The following is a 20,534-nucleotide window of genomic DNA, read 5'->3' as shown; positions in this document are numbered from 1 at the left end:
AGTTAAGTTGTTGACCACAGAACGTAATATTGAAGTGCAGCGCAACCCGCGCTCGACACCTTCGTAACCGCTGCTAGCTGATCCGTACTGATCGCTGGCAGTGTGCTTCTTCCAATTGGCTGGGACGTCCCCTAAAGACGGCCTGGCAACCAGTTACGCTTGACGACCATAGCAAGGTGGTCCCACACCTTCCCATCCCGAACAGGACTGTGAAACGCCTTTGCGCCGATGATAGTGGACGGACGTCTGTGAAAGTAGGTCATCGTCAAGCTCTTATTGCTCAAAACCCCCGCAAGTATCCCTTGCGGGGGTTTTGTTTTATGGGTCGCCACCGCATCGGCGACGGACACACCTGAACGATGCTGATCGTCTGGCCCCTGAGCTACGACTTCAGGCGTACCCCACCCCCTCCCCAAACCCGTTCTGGGCACTGCCTATCCCTTCTTGTTGCAGACTACGTCTCTTGGCCTAAGCCGAGGGGGTCGGTCATTGCGTATGCTTCCTGGGCTTGAGGGTTGATGTTTAGTCCTCTGCGGGTGCTACCTGCACGATGGCAGCCCTACGAGGGGCGGGTTCAGCCTTAGCGGCTTGCTGAACCTCACCCTCTCGCATCAAGCCGTTGTCTATCTGCCGGGTGATCGCGGCACTCCTCAGAGGCGACGGGTGTCCTTAAGCCTCAAGGGCGAAGGCGTCTCCCCTGGGTCTGCCTCTTGCTCGCGCTGACCGCCCCTAACTAGGCCCACCGCCCTGAGTACGCTCCTCCCTGCGCTCACCCCACCCACATCAACAATCGTACAAGTAACATCCTGATGCAGTTGGAAGTTGGAGCTTGGGGCATCAACAAGCTGATATGCACCGCTTGGGCATGCTGCTTGAGCATATAGGTACGGTCAGGTTTACTGCCGATTGTTTGCTTCTGCAAAGGTCATGGTGGTAGCTCAGCCACTGTCATACGGTTAATCGCCAAAGTATGGGTAAAATAGTTCGGTATAGTTATCGATAATGCTTGTTTCAGGAGAACCGAATGACTCAGCCCATTAGCCCCGAGCTCGAACCAGGCTTGTCGCTGCGCAAGATCACGCACATCTGCTATGGCTTGTTTTCTCTGGCTATGATTAGTGCAGGTATCTTCGGTGCAGCGGCTGTGGCAGCTGTAATTCTGGCCTACGTCAAGCGTGGTGACGCATCGGGCACGATCTATGCCAGTCATCTGGACTGGCTTATCAAGACGTTCTGGTGGGGCCTGTTGTGGATGGTTTTGAGCGCCTTGCTGACATCCATCTTTATCGGTTGGGTTACCGCCTTGGTGGCTCTGGTCTGGATTATTCACCGTCTGATCAAAGGCTGGTTAGCCTTGGCGGGTGGGCAGGCTTTAGGTCACGACTATTAAAGTGACACCATCCTTTCCAAGGATTTGCCCCTGATCGGGTGAAAAGTAAAAAAGGTGCTCTGATGAGCACCTTTTTTTGTACGTGTAGGCGGGTGTTGGTGCGTGCTTGACCCGTGTGGAGAGGCAGGTCCGACAGGCTTTTGTCTGCTGAGCCGGTATCAGGGTGCCAACAGGTGAACCTGCTCGATATGCATATGGTGCATGCACTCGCGCAGTAGCAGAAGATAGATTCCAAGATTCTGATTATTGATCAGCTCATGGATATTTTCCAAGGAGCCTGCATTCACCATCTTCAGGCTGATGGCTCCTTGGCTGGCGGCGGCATACAGCGTGAACAGATCATCAATCATGTCGCGACTCAAGATGTGCTGTTCGCTGCCTTGAGCTTCATTAAGCCAGACGCCCAGATCTTCGGCGTACTCTCCCGTCGCAAACACCATGAATTGACGCAGGTCCAGACTGGCTGGCATGATCGCGTCTTCCACAAGCTCAATACCATGTTCCAACTGAGCCTCACGGGAGTGAGAGTTGGTAAAACAGTGGGAGAGCAACTGGGTGCCACTCAGTTCTGGAAAATGCTCGGTGTGAACAGGCACGCCTTTATGAGCCAGGCTTATTTCCGCATGGTCGCTTGCGAAATCCAGGACGGCCACTTGGGCCTGGGGGTGGGCGGCTTGCAAATTTTGCAGCACTACAGCGGTGCTGGCTGGCGGTGATGGTCTGGAGCTGTTTGACATACCTATCCTTAAACGTATTTAATCCGCTGCTTCTTGCTCTCCTGCCTGCTTGAATAGCGCCAAAGCAAGTTGCCGTTGTGTGTCGTGATCCACAATCGGGGCCGGGTAATGTTGGCCCAGGCGAAATGCCAAGGGAAGTTGTTTGGCTTGCCAAGGTGCGTGAATCGCCTGTTTATCCAAGGACGCCAATTCAGGAACATAGCGTCGTATGAACTGTCCCTCTGGGTCAAATTTACGCGATTGGGTGATGGGATTAAAGATGCGGAAGTACGGTTGGGCATCACAGCCGGTAGAAGCGGCCCATTGCCAGCCCCCCACGTTGGAAGCCATATCGTAATCAAGCAGTTTTTGGGCAAAATACTGTTCTCCCCAGCGCCAGTCTATCAACAGGTCTTTCACCAGAAAGGACGCACTGATCATGCGCAGGCGGTTATGCATATAGCCTGACTGATTCAATTGGCGCATGGCGGCATCAACAATCGGGTAGCCGGTTTGTCCGTCCTTCCAAGCCTGGAACCAGTCGTCGCGGTTAGGAAAAGGAAGGTTCTTATAAGCTGGCTTGAAACTTTCTTGTGCGGTTTCGGGGTGATGCCACAGGAATTGTTGGTAGAACTCGCGCCAGATCAACTCGCTCAGCCAGGTAGCTGCGCCTTCGGAGTCGCTGGGCCAAGCCAGTGCTACTGCCTGACGGATGGACAGTGTGCCGAAGCGCAGGTGCGGAGCCAGGTAAGAGACACCCCGTTTGGCTGGGAAGTCTCGGCGTTCGTGATAGGCGTGAATTCTTGGTTCGAACTGCTGCAGCAGGGTCTGTGCGCCTTGCCAGCCCGCAGGGCTGAGTAGTTTGGTGCGAGCTTCTTCGTGAAAACCCAGCTCCTTCAAGCACGGAAGTGCCTGAGCGGGAAGTGGTGCCCATTGCCCCTGTGAGCAGTCATACGCCTGTATATCGCTTGGCTGAATACGCGCCAGCCAGTTGCGCTTGTAGGGAGTGAATACGGTATAAGGCTGCTTTTGCTGTGTCAGAATCTCATCGCGTGCAAAGATTACCTGGTCTTTGAACAGCTTTAGCACTCGGCCTTGAGCGGCAAGGGACTGGCTGACTGCGTGATCCCGTGTCAAGGCGGCCGGCTCGTAGTCCTCATTGGCATAAACAGTCTGTGCATTCAGATGGTTTGCCAGCAAGGGAATTTGCTGTACCGGGTCGCCGTGAACGGTAATCAGCTCGCTGCCATGTTGGCGCAGTTGCTCCTGGAGGGATTGCAGACTGTCGAGAATGAACGCGACGCGCACGTCATCGGCCGGCAAGGAGTCCAGGATGGTGCTGTCAAAGACAAAGACACAGGCAACGGGCAGTCCGCTTTGTAAGGCGTGGTGCAAGGCAGCGTGATCCTGCAGGCGCAAATCACGACGCAGCCAGCACAGTACATGGGGCGTTTGGATGGTTGGGGTAGGCAGTGAAATCGACATGAAGACGGTAAAACAGAAGGCCGGATGCCGCAGGATGAAAAAGGGCCGCGGCTGAAAGCTCAGCGGCGCGGCCCGATAGTGCCAGAGGTGCCTGGGCACCCTTTGCTTATTTCAGGTGAGCGCTAACCAGCTTGGTCAGTTCAAACATGGAGACCTGATCCTTGCCGAACAAGGGACGCAGTTTGGCGTCGGCATTGATGTTGCGACGGTTCTTGGGGTCTTGGAGATCGTGCTTCTTGATGTATTCCCAGATTTTCTTCGTAACTTCAGTACGCGGTAGCGCGTCGGAGCCAATCACCGCAGCCAGTGTTGGGCTAGGAGTGAGTGGTTTCATGAAGGCTGCATTGGGTTTGCGGGTAGCAGGCTTTTTTTCAGTGCTGGCCATGAACGGAACTCCTGAGAAACGAGTTGAAGGGGCGGGTTATGCGCTAGGGCACGACTTGTCTGTCAGCATACCGTGATACTCCCTGTACGTCCAAGCCCTTTGTGAGCCTGCGCTTTGCAGGTCTGTAAGCAGATTTTCCCGTGTTTACGGGCAAGGGCAGGACAGGCTGCGGCCAGGCTCAGGATTGCCGTGTCTGTCATGCGCGGCACGGGTAGCTGTAGCATAATGATGGATTCGGCCTGCTGGAAGGCAATGGTGATGCCCGTCGCTTGCATAACGCGTCAAAGCGCGGGTTCTTTGTTTGAGATTGAGTAAAGATATGAGCCCTACTGTGGATACCCTGGTCATTCGTCGTCCTGATGATTGGCATTTGCACCTGCGTGATGGCGCTGTGCTGGAATCGGTCTTGGGCCATACGGCGGCACAATTTGACCGGGCCATCGTTATGCCCAACCTGACCCCGCCCGTTACAGCCACTGCACAGGCACTGGCCTATCGCGAGCGTATTCTGAGCGCATTGGCCAAAACCGAGTATGTCGGCAAGTTTGAACCTTTGATGACTTTGTACCTGACGGACAATACTCAGCCTGAGGAAATCGTTCGCGCCAAGGAAAGTGGGTTTGTGCATGGCGTGAAGCTGTATCCAGCCGGCGCCACCACAAACTCCGATGCAGGCGTGACAGATTTGCTGAAGAACTGTTCCAAGGTGCTGGCCCAGATGCAGGAATCGGGCATGCCGTTGCTGATGCACGGTGAGGTCACGGACCCCAGCATCGACTTGTTCGACCGCGAGGCCGTGTTCATCGAGCGTGTGATGATTCCCATGCGCAAGGCTTTCCCCGAGCTGAAAGTGGTGTTTGAGCACTTGACCACGGCAGAGGGCGCCGCTTACGTGAGCCAGGCCGAAGGCCCGGTTGCCGCAACCATCACCGCCCACCACTTGCTCTATAACCGTAATGCCCTGTTCCAGGGTGGCCTGCAGCCGCATTGGTATTGTCTGCCCGTCTTGAAGCGCGAGAAGCACCGTCAGGCTTTGGTAGATGCCGCCACCAGCGATAGCAATCGTTTCTTCCTGGGCACAGACAGTGCGCCGCATTCGCGTAGCCGCAAAGAACAAAGCTGTGGCTGTGCGGGCTGTTATACCGCTCTGCACGCTATGGAGCTGTACGCTTCGGCTTTTGATAAGGCCGGTCGTCTGGACCGCCTGGAAGCCTTTGCCAGCTTGAATGGCCCTGCTTTTTACGGTTTGCCGGTCAATGAAGGAACCATGACGTTGCAACGTAGCCAGTTCACCATTCCCGAGACCGTGGAAATGGCGGGTGAGCCGTTGATTCCTCTGGCTGCCGGCCAGGCTCTGGACTGGAGTGTGGTGAGCTAAGGGTGAAAGAAGCCGTCCGATTTCAGTGTCTTTGATAGCGCTGAGTCGGGCAGCTCCTGATATCTGCTTTCACTGCAAGATAGCTCCGTGGAAACTGCTTTTCTTGATACAGCGTGGTCTGCCTTGGCTGTTCGCATGGCCGCCACTGCTTTGGTTGTTGTTCTGGTTTCGTGGTCAGTCGGGGTATTTGGGCCCTTGATTGGTGGTGCGCTGGCGGGCTTGCCCATGGTATTGGGCCCCGGCTTTTATTTTCTGTCCCAGCAGTTTCCTGCCGATTATGTGCAACAGGCGGCAACCTATGCCGTGTATTCGCTAAGCGCGACTCAGCTGTTCTTGCTGCTCATCATTCTTTGTGCTCCCACCCTGTCGCCCTGGCGCACCTTATTGTGTGCAGTGGCAGGTTGGGCGGTGGCAGCCTTGCTCCTGTCCTTTATGCCTGTGCAGCCCTTGCTGGGCCTGGCTTTGTTTATTGTTGTGACTGCGTTCAGCTTGCGCGTTTCGCGCCGTCTGGCCGGCATGAAAGGAAGCAGCAAAGCGAAGGCGGGCTGGGGCTTGCTGATATTCAGAGGGGCTTTGGCTGGACTTTTGGTCGCTATCGTGACCACCAGCAGCTCCCTGCTGGGACCGAGCTTGTCAGGGCTGATTATGGCCTTCCCCATTGGCTACACCGTGGTGGCGGTGACCATTCATCAAACCTTGGGTGCGGCAAGCCTGGTAGCGACCTTGCGTTCAGCGTTGTGGGGGACAGGTAGCCTGGCGGGGTTTTGCACCACGCTGGCGCTGACTTTCACGCATCTGCACTGGCTGACAGCCTTGTTGCTGGCTGCCGCCGTGTCGATTGCGATTACCTTGCTATTGGTGTTTCGTCCCTGGGCTCGCCGGGATTAAGTACTTATTCTGCGTCGAACAGATCCTGACCCTGTGTGTTGCGTGGAGGCGTTAGCCCCAAGTGACGCCAGGTGTTCAGGGTAGCAATACGGCCCCTGGGGGTGCGTTGCAAAAAACCGTGCTGGATCAGATACGGTTCGATCACATCTTCGATGGTGTCGCGCTCTTCACCAATGGCAGCGGCCAGACTGTCTACGCCCACTGGGCCACCATCGAATTTATGCACGATGGCTTCCAGCAGTTTTCTGTCCATCAAATCCAGACCTTGCGGGTCCACTTCCAGCATGGACAGGGCGGCTTGTGCACACTCGGTATGGATGATGCCGCCGGTTTTGACTTCGGCGTAGTCGCGCACCCGGCGCAAGAGCCGGTTGGCGATACGTGGTGTGCCGCGTGAACGGCGGGCAATTTCGTAAGTGCCTTCATCGGTTGTGCTGACATTAAGCAGCCCCGCACTGCGCGCCACGATATGCGTCAGGTCTTTGACGTCATAGAACTCCAGGCGAGACACAATGCCAAAGCGGTCGCGCAAGGGATTGGTCAACATGCCGGCGCGAGTGGTCGCGCCGACCAGGGTAAAGGGCTGCAAATCCAGTTTGACGCTGCGGGCGGCCGGGCCTTCGCCAATCAGGATATCAATTTGAAAGTCTTCCAGCGCTGGATACAGAATTTCCTCCACGACGGGGGACAAGCGATGGATCTCGTCAATAAAGAGAACGTCGTTGGGTTCCAGATTTGTCAGCAAGGCGGCCAGATCACCTGGACGCTCCAGCACGGGACCGGAAGTCTGGCGCAGGTTCACCCCCATTTCATGGGCAATGATGTGAGCCAGGGTGGTTTTACCTAAACCGGGAGGGCCAAACAGCAAGACGTGGTCTAGCGCTTCCTGGCGCTGGCGAGCAGCCGCGATAAAGATTTCCAGCTGTTCGCGGGCCCGGGCTTGCCCGACATAGTCCTCCAGCATCTTGGGTCGCAAGGCGCGTTCGATGGACTCTTCGTTGGGCGACAGGGGCTTGGGCGTGATGATGCGCTGTTCAGAAGGCAGGCTGGAGAGCGAATCGGAATGAATGGCCATGATGACTACGCTGATTGAATATACAGTATGGTACACCAAGCGCAAGCCGCTTGAGTACCGTCACCAGCGTGGGATGAGCGGCCGTAGACCTCTCATGCTTCACACCTTGTGCCGGAACCCGGTTTTAAGCACTCAGGGCTAGGCCACGTTGCGAGGCATCCTCCATAATGTGGACTGGAGTTTTCAAACGAGATTTTAGCCATGTCCCTGGAATTACCTGTTTTTGCTGATGTTGTAGCCGCCGCTGAACGCTTGGCGCCTGTGGCACACCGTACACCAGTCTTGACTTCTGCCACCTTGAACGAGCGCCTGAATGGCGAAGTCTACTTCAAGTGCGAGAACTTTCAGCGTATTGGTGCTTTCAAGTTTCGCGGTGGCTTCAATGCGCTGGCGCAGTTGAACGAGCAGCAGAAAAAAGCAGGTGTCGTGGCTTTTTCCTCTGGCAATCATGCGCAGGCGGTCGCCTTGTCGGCCAAGCTTTTGGGCATACCGGCCACCATCATCATGAATTCGGATGCTCCGGCTGCCAAACTGGCTGCGACGCGCGGCTATGGTGCCAAAGTGATCGAGTATGACCGCCTGACCCAGGATCGTGCCCAGATTGCACAAGAGTTGGTGGATCGTGAGGGGTTGACCCTGATTCCCCCCTTTGCACATCCCGATGTCATCGCGGGGCAGGGGACGGCCGCATTGGAGCTGTTGCAGGACGTGCCGGACTTGCAACAGTTCTACGCGCCCTTAGGAGGCGGCGGCTTGCTGTCGGGCTGCTTGCTGGCGCTCAAGGCCATGGCTCCGGCTTGTGAAGTCTTTGGGGTGGAGCCGCAGGCAGGAGATGATGCCCAGCAGTCCCTGCGCAGTGGGGAGATCGTCAAGATTGCGCCGCCTGCATCGATTGCGGATGGGGCACTGACCCAAGCGTTGGCACCGATGACATTTGAGTTGATTCGCAGCATGGTGACGGATATTTTGACGGTGCCTGATACCGAGCTGGTTCAGGCCATGCGTTTTTTTGCGGAACGCATGAAGATGGTGGTGGAGCCTACAGGCTGTTTGGGGGCCGCGGCGGTAATGCGGCAGGGAGATTTGCAAGGCCGCAAGGTGGGCGTACTGATCAGTGGCGGTAATGTGGATGTGTCCGCCCTGGGGCGTCTGCTTGCTTGATGCGTTAAATGGGTTGCAGACGCAGGCATTGATCTTGCCCATGTTTCAAAAAGCGGGTCAAACTGGAGTTGCAAACGAGCAAACGAGCAAACGAGCAAACGAGCAAACGAGCAAACGAGCAAACGAGCAAACGAGCAGACCACAGTAAGCCAATAGGGCAGTTAGCCCTTACCTCATCTCATCAATAAGCGTCATGATGGATAAGTTGCCCCCTGTATAGACAAAGAAACCGGGCCGTTCCTATGAACAGCCCGGTTTTTTTATACATGGCAGTGTGGTATCAAGCGCGTGACAGCGACTTCAGTGCCTGCTTGATCCCTTCCGACACATCAATATCATCCGGCAAGGCTTTGACAGCAATACTGGCCTCCTTGCTGGAATAACCCAAAGCTTCCAGAGCATGCAATACGTCATCCCGGCTGTTGGGCACTGCGCTGACTGTACCGCTGGAACCCAGGTCCGCACCCAGCTTGCCGCGCAACTCCAGTAACAGACGCTCGGCAGTTTTTTTACCTATACCGGGGATCTTCACCAGACGGGAAGTCTCCTGGCGTGTAATAGCATCGGCCAGCTCTTCAGCACTCATGCCCGAGAGCAAGGACAGGGCCGTGCGGGCACCGATGCCGGTGACTTTGATCAGTGCCTTGAACGTGCTGCGCTCGTTCAGGCTGGAAAAGCCAAACAGCACGTGAGCATCTTCACGAATGGCCAGATGGGTGAACAGATTGACCTGTGCGCCCAGTTCCGGCATTTGGTAGAGCGTACTCATGGGCACATCGATTTCATAACCAACCCCACCCACATCCACACAGATGGTGGGCGGTTGTTTTTCGATCAAGGTACCCCGGATGCGACCTATCATGACATTCCTTATGGACAGTTAACCCAAGATCCGGCCAGCACGAATGCGGCGGCGCGGCCCGGTGGTGATGGCTCCGCTTTTTTGCAGGCCGCCCACCACACTGCTGTGATGAGCATGGCTGATGGCGCAGGCCAGGGCATCGGCCGAGTCCGGCGCAGGCAGGCCGTTCAGCTGCAGGAGCCGCTGTACCATCAGCTGGATTTGTTCTTTGGCAGCATGACCGCTGCCGGTGACGGTTTTCTTGATCTGCAAAGCGGTGTACTCATGCACATCCAGTCCACCTACAGCCAGCGCACACAAGGCGGCACCCCGAGCTTGCCCCAGCAAAAGGGTAGAGGCCGGGTTGCTGTTGACAAAGACTTTTTCGATCGCAGAGGTATCGGGCTTGCTTTGCTCAATCACTTCCGTGATGTGAGTCAGAATCAGCTTTAGCCGCTCTGCCAGAGGCAGATCAGGCGGGACCACAATGGTCCCGCTGGCCACATAGCGCAAGCTGGGCCCCTGGGCGTCGATCACTCCGAAACCAGTGCGACGCAAGCCAGGGTCTATGCCCAGGATTCGCATATTAGTGACGGAAGTGGCGTGTGCCGGTCAGGACCATGGCAATACCACGCTCGTTGGCGGCGGCGATGACTTCGTCATCACGCACGCTGCCGCCGGGTTGAATCACGCAGGTGGCGCCCGCTTCGGCAACCACATCCAGACCATCGCGGAAGGGGAAGAAGGCGTCGGATGCGACGGCTGAACCCTGCAGGGTCAAGCCAGCGTTTTCAGCCTTGATGGACGCGATGCGGGCGGAGTCCACACGGCTCATCTGGCCTGCGCCCACGCCCAGCGTCATGCCCTGACCGCAGAACACGATAGCGTTCGATTTCACGTACTTGGCCACGTTCCAGGCAAACAGCATGTCTTGCATTTGCTGAGCCGTAGGTTGAACTTGCGTCACAACCTTGAAGCCTTCGGTGTTGTCGCGGAACGTGTCAGGTGTTTGCACCAACCAGCCGCCGCCGACACGCTTCACGTCAAAGGCGTTGTGCGCCTGACCAGGCTGAATGCTGAGTACGCGTACGTTCTTTTTGGCAGCAAATACGTTCAAGGCGCCTTGTGTGTAGGAAGGTGCCAGCAGCACTTCTACAAACTGGCTGCTGATCGCTTGGGCAGCGGCTTCGTCCACTTCGCGGTTAAAGGCAATAATGCCGCCAAAGGCCGAAGTTGGGTCGGTTTGGAAGGCTTTGCGGTAAGACTCTTGGGCAGTTTCGCCCAGCGCCACGCCGCAAGGGTTGGCGTGCTTGACGATGACGCAAGCGCCGGCATCAAAGCTGCGCACACACTCCCAAGCTGCATCGGCGTCTGCAATATTGTTGTAAGACAGCTCTTTACCCTGCAATTGCTTGTAGCGGCCCAGCAGACCGTCGCCAATGGTGCCGTCTGTGTAAAAGGCAGCGCTTTGGTGCGGGTTTTCGCCGTAACGCAGGGTCTGTTCCTGTTTGAGCTGAATAGTCAGCACATTGGGCCATGTGTTCACTTCGGGGGCGCTGTCCTGGGCGGGCTCGGCTTGAGCCAGGCTGCTCAGGTAAGCGGCAATCGCGCCGTCGTAAGCGGCCGTGTGAGCATACACTTTGGCCGCCAGTTCCAGACGCAGGCCGTAAGAAGGGTGACCGGCAGGGCCGTCCATATCCGCCAGCACGCGTTCGTAATCAACAGGGTCAATCACGACACAGGCGCCGCCTTCGGGGGTGCCGTGATTTTTGGCTGCTGCACGCAGCATGGCAGGGCCGCCAATATCAATGTTTTCCACCGCGTCGGCGAAGGTGCAGCCGGGCTTGGCGATGGTTTCACGGAACGGGTAAAGATTGACGACCAGCAGATCGATACGGTCAATGTCGTGTTCTTCCAGCGTCTTCAAGTGTTCGGCGCTGTCGCGACGAGCCAGCAGACCACCGTGAATTTTTGGGTGCAGTGTTTTGACACGGCCATCCAGAATTTCTGGCGAACCAGTGTGCTGGGCCACTTCGGTGACGGTCAAGCCAGCCTGGGCCAGCAACTTGGCCGTGCCGCCTGTGGAAAGGAGACGCACGCCACGTTGGGCAAGTGCTTGGGCGAACTCGACAATACCGGTTTTGTCGGAGACAGAAAGAAGAGCTGTCTGGATTTTCATGGAAGGTGAGACGTGAGAGTTAGGAATCAGGGTTGCAGGTTGTGGGCACTGAGCTTCTTGCGCAAGGTACTGCGCGTGATGCCCAGCATTTCCGCGGCCTTGGACTGATTGCCTGCGGATTTTTCCAGGGCAACTTGCAGCACAGGCCGTTCCACGCACGAGATGACCATCGACAACAGATCGCGTGGCTCGGATTCGCCCAGATCGGCGAAATAGCGCTCGAGGCGTTCACGTACGGACTGTTCTAGTGGGTTGGTCGTTGACATTTTTTTCTGAAGGTATACGAAGTACTTAAATACAAAAGAGCCACATGGCTGACTTTTATTGCAGGTAGGGCTGGTCCAGGTCGCATTCTTGAAACCATTGAATAATGGCTTCTAATTGATCTGCACAGTTTTCGATACGATTAATCTGATCCAGCCAGTGTCGGGCGTCAGGCATGTCCGACAGATACCAGCCTATGTGCTTGCGGGCAGTACGTACTCCAGTGTGCTGCCCGTAGAAAGCGTAATGGTCTTGCAGGTGTTCGATCATGCAATCGCGCAGCTCGCCAAAGGTGGGGGCAGCGCGATGTTCGCCATGCTCGAGATAATGCAGGATTTCCCGGAAAATCCAGGGGCGTCCTTGCGCGGCTCGGCCTATCATGACGGCATCCGCTCCGGTGTACTCTAGTACGAATTTTGCCTTTTCGGGACTATCGATATCCCCATTGGCGATGACCGGAATAGAGAGACTGTTTTTGACTTCGCGTATGGTGTCGTATTCGGCATGGCCCTGGTAGAAGTCGCAGCGGGTGCGGCCATGCAAGGTCAAAGCAGCGATGCCGATATCCTCGGCCAAGCGGGCAATACGAACAGCATTGCGCGATTGCGCATCCCAGCCGGTGCGGGTCTTGAGTGTAACCGGAACCTGGTAGGGAGTACATGCCTTGACAACATGCTCAAGGATCTGGATGATGCGCGGCTCATCGCGCAGCAGGGCGGAACCGGAGGCGACATTGCACACTTTTTTGGCCGGACACCCCATATTGATATCAATGATGCGGGCGCCTTTGCGGATATTGAACACCGCTGCCTCGGCCATCATCTCGGGGTCGGAACCGGCAATCTGTACTGCCACCGGATCGGCCTCGCCCTCGTGATTGAGGCGCCGTGATGTTTTCACGCTGTCCCACAAACGCTTGTTGCTGGCAGCCATTTCCGAGACGGCATAGCCTGCGCCCAAGGTCTTGCACAGACGACGATAAGGTCTATCTGTGACTCCCGCCATGGGTGCAATGAAAATAGGGTTGGGAAGGGTCCAGGGGCCGATACGCATGGGAAAGATTTTAACCCTGCGACACCGGTTCGTGCGCAAGGACTTGCAAGAAGAAAAAAGGGTTAGCCCCGATTCGGGGCCTTGGCAGCCAGTGTGCTTACGCGCGCATCCCTTGCAGAAGTTGCCGGGCAAATGGCTGACGGGCAAAAGGCAGGGTGTCCATGGCCAATAGCCCCAGACCACAGGCATGCTGGATCAATGGGTTTCTGGTCGCAAACAAGCGTGGCAGCGTGTCCGTGATGGCCGCCGTCAGCCAGCGATCAGGGCGACGCAGGCGCGCGTAACGAGCCAGAAATGGGTCTGGGTTTTGCCGACAATCTGCTTGCCAGGCCGCCAGGCACTGTGACAATTGCGCGACATCGCGCAAGCCCAGGTTCAGGCCTTGGCCGGCCACCGGATGAAGGGTCTGGGCCGCATTGCCTACGGCCAGCAGACGTTCGGACAGGCGGCTGGGGCCGGCATGAAAGGCGAGGGGGAAAATGTGGCGTTTCGATACCAGCTCCAGCTGTCCCAAACGCTCGCCAAAGGCGTGCAGCATGGCGGTCTGGAACTGCTCAACAGGTAGTTCGGCCAGGGACTGGCTGCGCTCAGGGCTGTTGCACCAGACGATTGCGTACAGATCCGGCGCATCAGGATGGGGCAGGGCTGCAAAGGGACCATTTTCCGTAAAGCGTTCATAAGCCCAGCCGCTTTGAGGCTGACTGGCGCGCACGGTGGTCAGCAAGGCGTGCTGACCATAGTCGCGGCGCACCCCTTTGGGGCGGACGCCATCGCATTGCACGGCCAGTAAGGCAGTGGCCTGCCCGCTATCGTGATCGACCAGAATCTGTCCGGGGGCGCTGTGGGTCTGCGCCTGCTGCGCGGGCAACAGGGTCACGCCGCTGTCTCGCAGTCGAGCGTGCAAGGCCCAGAGCAAATCGTCGTAATGGACGACGGCGCCCAGATCAGGCACCCCCAGCTCGTCAGCCTGAATCAGGCAGCGGCCCAGTCGTCCTTTCTGGGAAACATGCACGGTGCGCATCAGGGCCGCGCGCTCCGGCCAGGCCTGGAGCTGGTTCACAATCAGGCGGCGGCTGCCGTGATTGAGAGCCAGGGTGCGCGGGTCGCCCTGTGCATGTTCGGTGCTGGCCAGGTCGAAGTTTTTCCCCAGAACGGCGATACGTGACGGATTTGGGTGCTGGGCAGCCAGCATTAGCGCCAAAGCTGCGCCTACGGGACCGGCGCCACAAATGGCGATGTCGTAGTCAGTGGCATTCATGGGAACCTCATGACGGCAAGGAAGTAATTCGGGTATTGTACGGGAAGGTGGCTGTCAATTTGCCGTCAGGCCCGTGACAGCTGTGAGCAATGGCTGACAACACAAGCCCGGACTGGATGCCCCGCATGCCCCACCCGACTTTGTCATTGGAACAGACCAAACCATTTCGTCATCAGCTTACCGCCGCCTGCCTGTCCTTGCTGTTGGGGGCGATCGGCGCGCATGGCTGGTATCTGGGTCGTCGCTACTGGTATATCCCTTTGATGGTGACGGCATTGGCCATAGGGGGCACGGTGGCATGGAAGCAGGGGCTGGACGATGTGTTCCCGAACATGCTGATTTTGCCGGTCAGCGCCGGGATAATCGAAGCGGTGGTCTTGGCCCTGCGCAATCCGAAAAAATTTGATGCTCTCTACAACCCGCAAAGCGAGCGGCATAATCAACATGGCTGGCCTTCTGTCTTGACCGCCGTTATCGCAAGCGTCGCGTTTGTGAACATTAGCCTGTACTGGCTGGTACACATCATCATGGCGGTGTACCGCCACCTGGGCTGGCTGGATCTGTCTGTGTATTAAACACATCAAGTGCCTTGTAAAGTAAAGGTTTTTCACAGGTCTTCCCTTGTGAAGGAAGCAGGGGCACGTTACAATGCAAGTTCTTTCGTTTTATAGGAGCTGTGTGGTGAATCCCGACCCCGGCGACAGTGCTAGTCGATCTATGTTCGACCTAACCATGTCCAGGCGCGTTCAGGCCCGCTGATTCCTTCACAGCTTGCCGCGTCCTGGTAATTTCAGGGCGTGGTATCTCAGGCAGCTGTTCTGCTGCCCTCAATTCCCCGCCATTTCATTCTCTGGAAAGCCCTTGGCTTTTTCGAATCCTGATGTGTTGCAACGCTCATGTGCAATAGGGGGAATGTATGCGTATTTTTGATCTCTTTTTGCGCCGTGCCGGCATCCAGGCTTCTGCCCTGCGTGCCCGTGCTCCTTTGTCCGTCTCTCGCCTGACGGTTGTCTGCCCACGTGGCGATCTGGCTCAGATTCGGCGTCGTATCTATTCAGACCTGAATACGGCGGGTATCCGTGTGGCCAATGTGCAGGTTGACCATTCCGACACGCATGATACGGCCTGCGTGACGTTGACCTGCCCACCCGAGTTGCGTGCCGAGCTGATGCAGCGCGCACGGCTGATTCGGGATTATCCCGGTGTGTTGAATGTGAAGTGGGCAGGGCGCGAGCGTATTGCTATAAACTAAACCGCAACTGGATTTGCGGATGGCGCTGCTATGTCCTTGCTCGACTGGCTGACACCCTGGGAGTTCTCTCCTGTTCTGCTATTGACCTTTCTGCTGGTCATTATTCTGTACGTCCGGGGGCGGCAAGTGCACCGCCCCAATCTTTTGCGCCAGTCCTTCTTTTGGATTGGCCTGATTCTTCTCTACCTTTCTTTGCACACGCGCCTGGATTATTACGCTGAGCGCATGTTCTTCATCCATCGGGCCCAACATTTGATTCTTCATCATCTGGGTCCCTTGTTCCTGATGGGGGCTTATCCCGGCCAAACCTTGCGTGCCGGTCTGCCCCTGAGCGGGCGTCGAGCCTTGGCGCAATGGCTGCGCCGTCCTGTTGGGCGAGGCGTTCAGGCTATCTTGACCAACCCGATTCTGGTTGCCTTCCTGTTCGTTTTTCTGGTTCTGATCTGGATGCTGCCCACGGTGCAGTTTTACTCCATGTTGGACTGGCGTCTGTACCGTCTGATGAACTGGTCTGTGGTTATCAGCGGGATCCTGTACTGGAACCTCATTCTGGATCGTCGCCCTTCGCCTCCAGCCCGCTTGTCGGTGGGCGGGCGTATACTTTCGCCGGTCATTACGATGGTGCCGCAAATGATTGTGGGCGCCGTCATCACGTTCACCGAATACGACCTTTATCCGATTTTTGATCTCTGTGGTCGTGCCATTCCAGGTATGGACGCCCTGGCGGATCAGGTTATGGGTGGCCTGATTATGTGGGTGCTGGCTGGTTTGGTGGAAGTATTTGGCCTGTTGTATGCCTTAGGCACGTTGATGCGTTTGTCGACGCGTCACCGTTTGCCAGAATCGCGCAAGCGGGGCAGCGCTATGATGGTCAGGGCCAATTGATTTTGTCGGGAGTATCCATGTCGTTTAGACCTGCTCGTTCCACCTTGTCTTTGTGTCTGGCCCTGTCGCTGGCTTTCGGTCCGGTGCTGCCGGTACAGGCTCAGCCTGTGGGGATTCCCTCCATGGGAGCGGCTTCGGGGGCCGAGCTGTCGCCGGCTTTGGAGCGTACCTTGGGCAATGCCATCATGGAGCAGGGCAGGCGTTCGCCTGAATACGTGTCGGACCCGGACATCAACCAGTATCTGACTGACATGGGTCGCAAGCTGGCCCAGTATGGCCCCGCCATGGCACAACCCGTCACGGTGTTTGCCCTGCGCGATAGCAGTATTAATGCTTTCGCATTGCCGGGGGGATACATTGGCATTCATAGCGGGTTGTTTACGGCGTCGAAGTCCGAGTCCGAGCTGGCCTCGGTGCTGGCTCACGAAATCGCCCACGTAGCGCAGCGACACGTGGCGCGTGGCATTACGCAAAGCGCACAGAGCAACCATTTGCTGATTGCCGCTCTGGCCGGCGCCTTGCTGGGCGCCTTGGCCGGTAGTGGCGATCTGGCGATGGGGGCAGCCGCGTTTGGTCAGGCGGCGGCGGTGGATCGTCAGCTGGGTTTTTCGCGTCAGGCTGAGCAGGAGGCCGACCGGCTGGGTTTTGAAATGCTGCTCAAGGCCGGCTACGAGCCCCAAGGCATGGTGCAGATGTTTCAGCGCCTGGCTGCCGCCTCGCGCCTGAACGAGCGGGCCACTGCCAATGAATACGCCAGTACGCACCCCATGTCTCAGCAACGCGAGTCGGATATCAGCAACCGCGTGCGGGGCTTGCCGGCCAAACAGTATCAGGACACGCCCTCATTCTGGTATATCCGGGCCAAGCTGATGGTGCTGCAGGCTGGAGGAGGGCAGTCCCTGAGAGCATTGGAGCAGGCGCTGCAAAGTACGAATCAGTCACAAAGCGAGGTGGAGCGTTCGGCAGCCCAGTACGGTCTGGCCTATATTGCGCAAGGACGTCAGGATTATGAGCAGGCGCGTGCGCATTTGGCACAGGCCCGAGCGCAGGGCAAGTATCAGGCTCCCGAGTTGGATACCCTGGATATTCGCATTGCGATTGCCGATCGGGACATACAAGGCGCGCTGAATCTGGCCAAGCAGGCATGGCAGCGTTGGCCCAAGAGCCAAGGAGTGGCGTTGGCCTATGTACAGGTTCTGCAGCAGTTGGGTCAAAATGATCAGGCCCAGGCATTTTTGCTGGAGCGCATCAAGCAATGGCCCGATGAGCCGCAACTGCACCAGTTGCTGGCCCAGACTTACGATCGCCTCGGGGATGGCGTAAAAGCCCGGCGCGCCATGGCTGAGTATTATCAACTGGTCGGGGCCTTGCCTACCGCGGTGGAACAACTGCAGCAGGCGCGTAATTTGACGCAGGATTTTTATCAGCAGTCCGAGCTGGATACCCAGATTCGTCAATTACGCGAACGGGTGGAAAGCGAGCGCGTCTTGCTGGAGCGGTTCCGCTCTTGAGCAATGCGCCGCTTGCCGGTGAGCTCAGTCGGTATCAGCTATTGGTTTCAAAGAAGCGGGCCAGGCGTGCGGGCAACCACCCCATATTGCCGGGAATACTCCCTGTGATGAAACCCACATGCCCGCCTTGTGCGGGCTGGTGCAGCAAGATGGCGTCCGAGCAATCCTGAATGGTGGGCAGGCTGACTTGTGGCACGAATGGGTCGTTCAGGGCATTCAGGACCAGTGTGGGCACTTTGATGTGGCGCAGCAAGGGTTTGCTGGAGGCGCGTGTCCAATAATCCAGGGCGTGGCTGAAACCATGCATCGGCGCCGTATAAATATCGTCAAAGTCCCGCAAGGTACGCGCTTGATTCAGACGTGCGGTATCGACCATGCCGGGGAATCGATGGGCTTTGTCCTGCAGTTTGCTGCGCATGCTTTTGAGGAAATAGGGCGAGTAGAACCAGCGCCCCATGCGGGACTCGGACAGATAGCGACCGCAGGCGACCAGATCCAGCGGAACCGAAATGGACGCACAGGCCTGCAGCCAGGAAACCTCGTCGCCCGCTTCGCCCAGGTATTTGAGCATGGCATTGCCACCCAGTGAGGTGCCGGCCGCATGCCAGCGCACATGGGGTAGATGCGTGCGCACCGTATTCAGAATAAAGCTGACCTCTTCTGAGTCACCCGAATAGTAGGCGCGTGCCATGCGATTGGGAAAGCCGGAGCAACCCCGGAAATGGGCCACCACGACAATCCAGCCGCGAGCGCGGAAATATTGCGCAATCGCCTGAATGTAATGGCTGCGACTGCTGCCTTCCAGTCCGTGAAACAGGACCAGGGCATGCGTGTCGGCCGTCGCCGGCAAGCTGTTCCAGTCCTGGTCTTGCATCCAGCGTCGGGCGGCAGTGCGCGACAAGTGGGCGTCAGGTTGAGCTGTGGCGCCGCTAGCCAATTTGTCGGCAAACAGACCGGGCCCGGTCCAGTCCAGATCCAGGAAGTCACCATCCGGTGTGTCGATTCTTTGACGAACAAAGGCGATGTGGTGATGGCGGGCGAAAAAAGCCCCATGGATGGTTTGCAGGTGTCCGCCAGGCAGCCAGGCCGGCAGGGGACAGGCGCTGGAATCCAGGCGGGCGACCGGATCGGCGTGACGCCAGGGTTGCGCGTCTACTCCGGGCGCCAAGCCCGGTTCCATCGCATTGCCAGAGGGGGAAGCAGTAGGGTCCAACGAAGCCAGTTTCAGAAATTAATGACCGTGAACTTTCTCGCCTTCTTTCAGGCGGTAGCGGGCACCACAGTAAGGGCAGGCGGCCTCACCGGTTTTGCTGATATCGATATACACGCGAGGGTGCATGTTCCACAGTGGGCTGCCAGGACGGGGGCAGTGCACGGGCAGATCGTCGGCTCCGACCATAATCAGTTCGTGATCTGCTTTTTTAGGTTCGATAGCGGCGCTCATAGGGTTCCTGATAAACAATGACAAGGGTAAACATACCGTACACGTAGCGGCGGTGCCGAACATTACGTGCCTAGAGTTGCGATTGTAGCAAGACACGGCCTGTTTTTTCTTGACCTTATCGACTGCGCAAGATGTTCGTGCCCGAGTTTTGCTTCTAGAATAAGGCCAATCATAAGTAAAGCTGTCACCGCTGTTCAGCGCTTGCGGGCAGCACATCTCAGGAGACGGCGTGTCAGCCATCACAAGATTATCGGCCTTGTTGCCCCGTGCACAGGATCGTGTGCATATGCGCGCCGGTTTTATCGACTTTATTCCTGCCCTGATTGCCACGGTGGTGTGGGGGTTTGTAACGGGCGTGGCCATGGTCAAGTCGGGGTTAAGTGGTGTTGAAGCCACCTTGATGACGCTGTTTGTGTATGCCGGCTCGGCCCAGCTCACTGCCTTGCCCCTGATTGAGTCTCACGCGCCCTTGTGGCTGATTTTTACCGCCGGTTTCATCGTCAATATTCGCTTCATTATTTTTGGCGCGGCCCTGCAGCCCTTTTTTCGTCATCTGAGCTGGAAAAAACGCCTGGGCCTGGGCTATATCACCAGCGATATGGTGTTTGTGTTGTTCATGTCCAAGTATGGAGATGCCAAAGAGCGCGGCTCGCGTGAGCATCTCTGGTATTACCTGGGCATTATTTTGCCTGGCTGGCTAAGTTGGCAGATTGCCTCCTTGTCTGGCATTGTGCTCAGTGCCTATGTGCCGCCTTCCTGGTCGCTGGAGTTTGCGGCCATTCTGGCTTTGCTGGCGCTGTTGATTCCGCTGGTCAACAACCGCGCCATGTGGGCCTGTCTGATAACCGCCAGCGTGATTGCGTGGGTCGGACAGGTGCTGCCCTTGCGTTTAGGACTGGTCGCTGCGGTGCTGGGTGGCGTGCTGGCGGGCGTGGCGGCAGAACAACTGCAACGGCATAGGGATGCACGGTGATGAGCGATTGGCAGTATGATTGGTACGTTTTGGGTGCAATCGCCCTGTTGGTGTTGTGCAGCTTGCTCACCCGCTCAGGCTATTTTATGTTTGGTGATCTGCTGCCCCTGACCGAACGTATGCGGCGCGCCTTGCGCTTTGCTCCGGTGGCTGCTCTGGCAGCAATCATCATCCCGGAACTTTTGCCTTGGGCTTACGGCGACACCCCCCGATTGGATATTAAAGCTCTGGCCAGCCTGGTAGCTGTGCTGGTATTTATCCGTACCCGTAACGCTGTTTGGGTAATCGTGGCCGGGATGGTGGCGTTCTGGCTGATACGTGCCTTGATGCCCTAAAATCCTGACGCGAGTACTTACCTGTTCGTCACTGCTGTTGAGGCAGGCGGGCATAAGTTAA

At 57.1% G+C, this 20,534-nt stretch carries 22 protein-coding genes and 1 rRNA gene; 11 read left to right on the top strand and 12 right to left on the bottom strand.

What is annotated here, in order from left to right; all coding sequences use genetic code 11:
* The first annotated feature begins 158 nt into the window (after nt 1-158).
* Both rrf and RSQ48_RS13390 read left to right on the top strand, forming a co-directional pair.
* Nucleotides 159-271: ribosomal RNA gene (rrf, locus tag RSQ48_RS13395) — 5S ribosomal RNA — on the top strand.
* 753 nt (nt 272-1,024) lie between these two features.
* Nucleotides 1,025-1,390 (top strand): DUF4870 family protein, encoded by a 366-nt coding sequence (locus RSQ48_RS13390; protein ID WP_003803067.1) that lies wholly within the window; start codon nt 1,025-1,027, stop codon nt 1,388-1,390.
* Nucleotides 1,391-1,548: 158 nt separating this feature from the next.
* Here RSQ48_RS13390 and RSQ48_RS13385 read toward each other — a convergent pair whose 3' ends face one another.
* The 3 genes from RSQ48_RS13385 to RSQ48_RS13375 all read right to left on the bottom strand — a co-directional run bounded on the left by RSQ48_RS13385 (nt 1,549) and on the right by RSQ48_RS13375 (nt 3,976).
* Nucleotides 1,549-2,127, bottom strand: a complete 579-nt coding sequence (locus tag RSQ48_RS13385) for a hypothetical protein (RefSeq protein WP_051010451.1) — start codon at nt 2,125-2,127, stop codon at nt 1,549-1,551.
* Nucleotides 2,128-2,145: 18 nt separating this feature from the next.
* Complete coding sequence (locus tag RSQ48_RS13380; RefSeq protein WP_240209414.1) at nt 2,146-3,591, bottom strand: cryptochrome/photolyase family protein; 1,446 nt, start codon at nt 3,589-3,591, stop codon at nt 2,146-2,148.
* A 106-nt stretch (nt 3,592-3,697) separates the two neighbouring features.
* Nucleotides 3,698-3,976: an SWIB/MDM2 domain-containing protein gene (locus RSQ48_RS13375; RefSeq protein ID WP_003803072.1), complete on the bottom strand. Its 279-nt coding sequence runs from the start codon at nt 3,974-3,976 to the stop codon at nt 3,698-3,700.
* A gap of 319 nt (nt 3,977-4,295) precedes the next feature.
* Here RSQ48_RS13375 and pyrC point away from each other — a divergent pair, with 319 nt between their 5' ends.
* Both pyrC and RSQ48_RS13365 read left to right on the top strand, forming a co-directional pair.
* A complete protein-coding gene (gene pyrC, locus RSQ48_RS13370) occupies nt 4,296-5,354 on the top strand; it encodes a dihydroorotase (protein ID WP_240209413.1) in 1,059 nt (352 codons plus the stop codon).
* A gap of 135 nt (nt 5,355-5,489) precedes the next feature.
* On the top strand, nt 5,490-6,242 hold the full coding sequence (locus tag RSQ48_RS13365; protein ID WP_240209412.1) for a hypothetical protein: 753 nt from the start codon (nt 5,490-5,492) through the stop codon (nt 6,240-6,242).
* A 4-nt stretch (nt 6,243-6,246) separates the two neighbouring features.
* Here RSQ48_RS13365 and ruvB read toward each other — a convergent pair whose 3' ends face one another.
* A complete protein-coding gene (ruvB, locus tag RSQ48_RS13360) occupies nt 6,247-7,317 on the bottom strand; it encodes a Holliday junction branch migration DNA helicase RuvB (protein WP_003803078.1) in 1,071 nt (356 codons plus the stop codon).
* Nucleotides 7,318-7,518: 201 nt separating this feature from the next.
* Between ruvB and RSQ48_RS13355 the strand changes: the two genes are divergently transcribed.
* The gene (locus RSQ48_RS13355) at nt 7,519-8,478 is read left to right on the top strand and encodes a threo-3-hydroxy-L-aspartate ammonia-lyase (RefSeq protein WP_240209411.1); all 960 of its coding nucleotides are present in this window, start codon (nt 7,519-7,521) and stop codon (nt 8,476-8,478) included.
* A gap of 280 nt (nt 8,479-8,758) precedes the next feature.
* Here RSQ48_RS13355 and ruvA read toward each other — a convergent pair whose 3' ends face one another.
* From ruvA to RSQ48_RS13325, 6 genes are all read right to left on the bottom strand, one after another.
* A complete protein-coding gene (ruvA, locus tag RSQ48_RS13350) occupies nt 8,759-9,340 on the bottom strand; it encodes a Holliday junction branch migration protein RuvA (protein ID WP_003803083.1) in 582 nt (193 codons plus the stop codon).
* An 18-nt stretch (nt 9,341-9,358) separates the two neighbouring features.
* Nucleotides 9,359-9,904 carry a crossover junction endodeoxyribonuclease RuvC gene (ruvC, locus tag RSQ48_RS13345; protein WP_003803085.1) on the bottom strand — a complete coding sequence of 182 codons (546 nt, stop codon included), beginning with the start codon at nt 9,902-9,904 and terminating at the stop codon, nt 9,359-9,361.
* Between the two features lies 1 nt (nt 9,905).
* Complete coding sequence (purH, locus tag RSQ48_RS13340; protein ID WP_240209410.1) at nt 9,906-11,498, bottom strand: bifunctional phosphoribosylaminoimidazolecarboxamide formyltransferase/IMP cyclohydrolase; 1,593 nt, start codon at nt 11,496-11,498, stop codon at nt 9,906-9,908.
* Nucleotides 11,499-11,524: 26 nt separating this feature from the next.
* On the bottom strand, nt 11,525-11,764 hold the full coding sequence (locus RSQ48_RS13335) for a helix-turn-helix domain-containing protein (protein WP_003803089.1): 240 nt from the start codon (nt 11,762-11,764) through the stop codon (nt 11,525-11,527).
* Nucleotides 11,765-11,819: 55 nt separating this feature from the next.
* Nucleotides 11,820-12,815 carry a tRNA dihydrouridine synthase DusB gene (gene dusB / locus RSQ48_RS13330; protein WP_240209409.1) on the bottom strand — a complete coding sequence of 332 codons (996 nt, stop codon included), beginning with the start codon at nt 12,813-12,815 and terminating at the stop codon, nt 11,820-11,822.
* A gap of 97 nt (nt 12,816-12,912) precedes the next feature.
* Entirely contained in the window at nt 12,913-14,073 is a 1,161-nt protein-coding gene (locus RSQ48_RS13325; protein WP_003803094.1) for an FAD-dependent monooxygenase, read from the bottom strand.
* A gap of 89 nt (nt 14,074-14,162) precedes the next feature.
* Between RSQ48_RS13325 and RSQ48_RS13320 the strand changes: the two genes are divergently transcribed.
* From RSQ48_RS13320 to RSQ48_RS13305, 4 genes are all read left to right on the top strand, one after another.
* Nucleotides 14,163-14,648: a hypothetical protein gene (locus RSQ48_RS13320; protein WP_003803095.1), complete on the top strand. Its 486-nt coding sequence runs from the start codon at nt 14,163-14,165 to the stop codon at nt 14,646-14,648.
* 341 nt (nt 14,649-14,989) lie between these two features.
* Nucleotides 14,990-15,325: a hypothetical protein gene (locus RSQ48_RS13315; protein WP_003803097.1), complete on the top strand. Its 336-nt coding sequence runs from the start codon at nt 14,990-14,992 to the stop codon at nt 15,323-15,325.
* 30 nt (nt 15,326-15,355) lie between these two features.
* On the top strand, nt 15,356-16,210 hold the full coding sequence (locus RSQ48_RS13310; RefSeq protein WP_415301880.1) for a cytochrome c oxidase assembly protein: 855 nt from the start codon (nt 15,356-15,358) through the stop codon (nt 16,208-16,210).
* 17 nt (nt 16,211-16,227) lie between these two features.
* The gene (locus tag RSQ48_RS13305) at nt 16,228-17,721 is read left to right on the top strand and encodes a M48 family metalloprotease (RefSeq protein WP_003803101.1); all 1,494 of its coding nucleotides are present in this window, start codon (nt 16,228-16,230) and stop codon (nt 17,719-17,721) included.
* 34 nt (nt 17,722-17,755) lie between these two features.
* Here the strand turns inward: RSQ48_RS13305 and RSQ48_RS13300 are convergent, their stop codons facing one another.
* Nucleotides 17,756-18,901, bottom strand: coding sequence for a YheT family hydrolase (locus tag RSQ48_RS13300; RefSeq protein WP_131071848.1), 1,146 nt, complete (start codon nt 18,899-18,901; stop codon nt 17,756-17,758).
* Between the two features lie 51 nt (nt 18,902-18,952).
* Entirely contained in the window at nt 18,953-19,165 is a 213-nt protein-coding gene (locus tag RSQ48_RS13295; RefSeq protein WP_003803104.1) for a zinc-finger domain-containing protein, read from the bottom strand.
* 286 nt (nt 19,166-19,451) lie between these two features.
* Between RSQ48_RS13295 and RSQ48_RS13290 the strand changes: the two genes are divergently transcribed.
* Nucleotides 19,452-20,138, top strand: a complete 687-nt coding sequence (locus tag RSQ48_RS13290) for an AzlC family ABC transporter permease (RefSeq protein WP_003803107.1) — start codon at nt 19,452-19,454, stop codon at nt 20,136-20,138.
* Entirely contained in the window at nt 20,138-20,473 is a 336-nt protein-coding gene (locus tag RSQ48_RS13285; RefSeq protein ID WP_003803109.1) for an AzlD domain-containing protein, read from the top strand. Before RSQ48_RS13290 ends, RSQ48_RS13285 begins: the two co-directional genes overlap by 1 nt.
* Nucleotides 20,474-20,534: the final 61 nt, after the last annotated feature.

The organism is Alcaligenes sp. SJTW-7, assembly GCF_047716895.1.
GTDB classification, from domain to species: Bacteria; Pseudomonadota; Gammaproteobacteria; order Burkholderiales; family Burkholderiaceae_B; genus Alcaligenes; species Alcaligenes ammonioxydans.
Note: the sequence above shows the minus strand (reverse complement) of the source record. Positions and strands in the feature narration are given on the sequence as shown.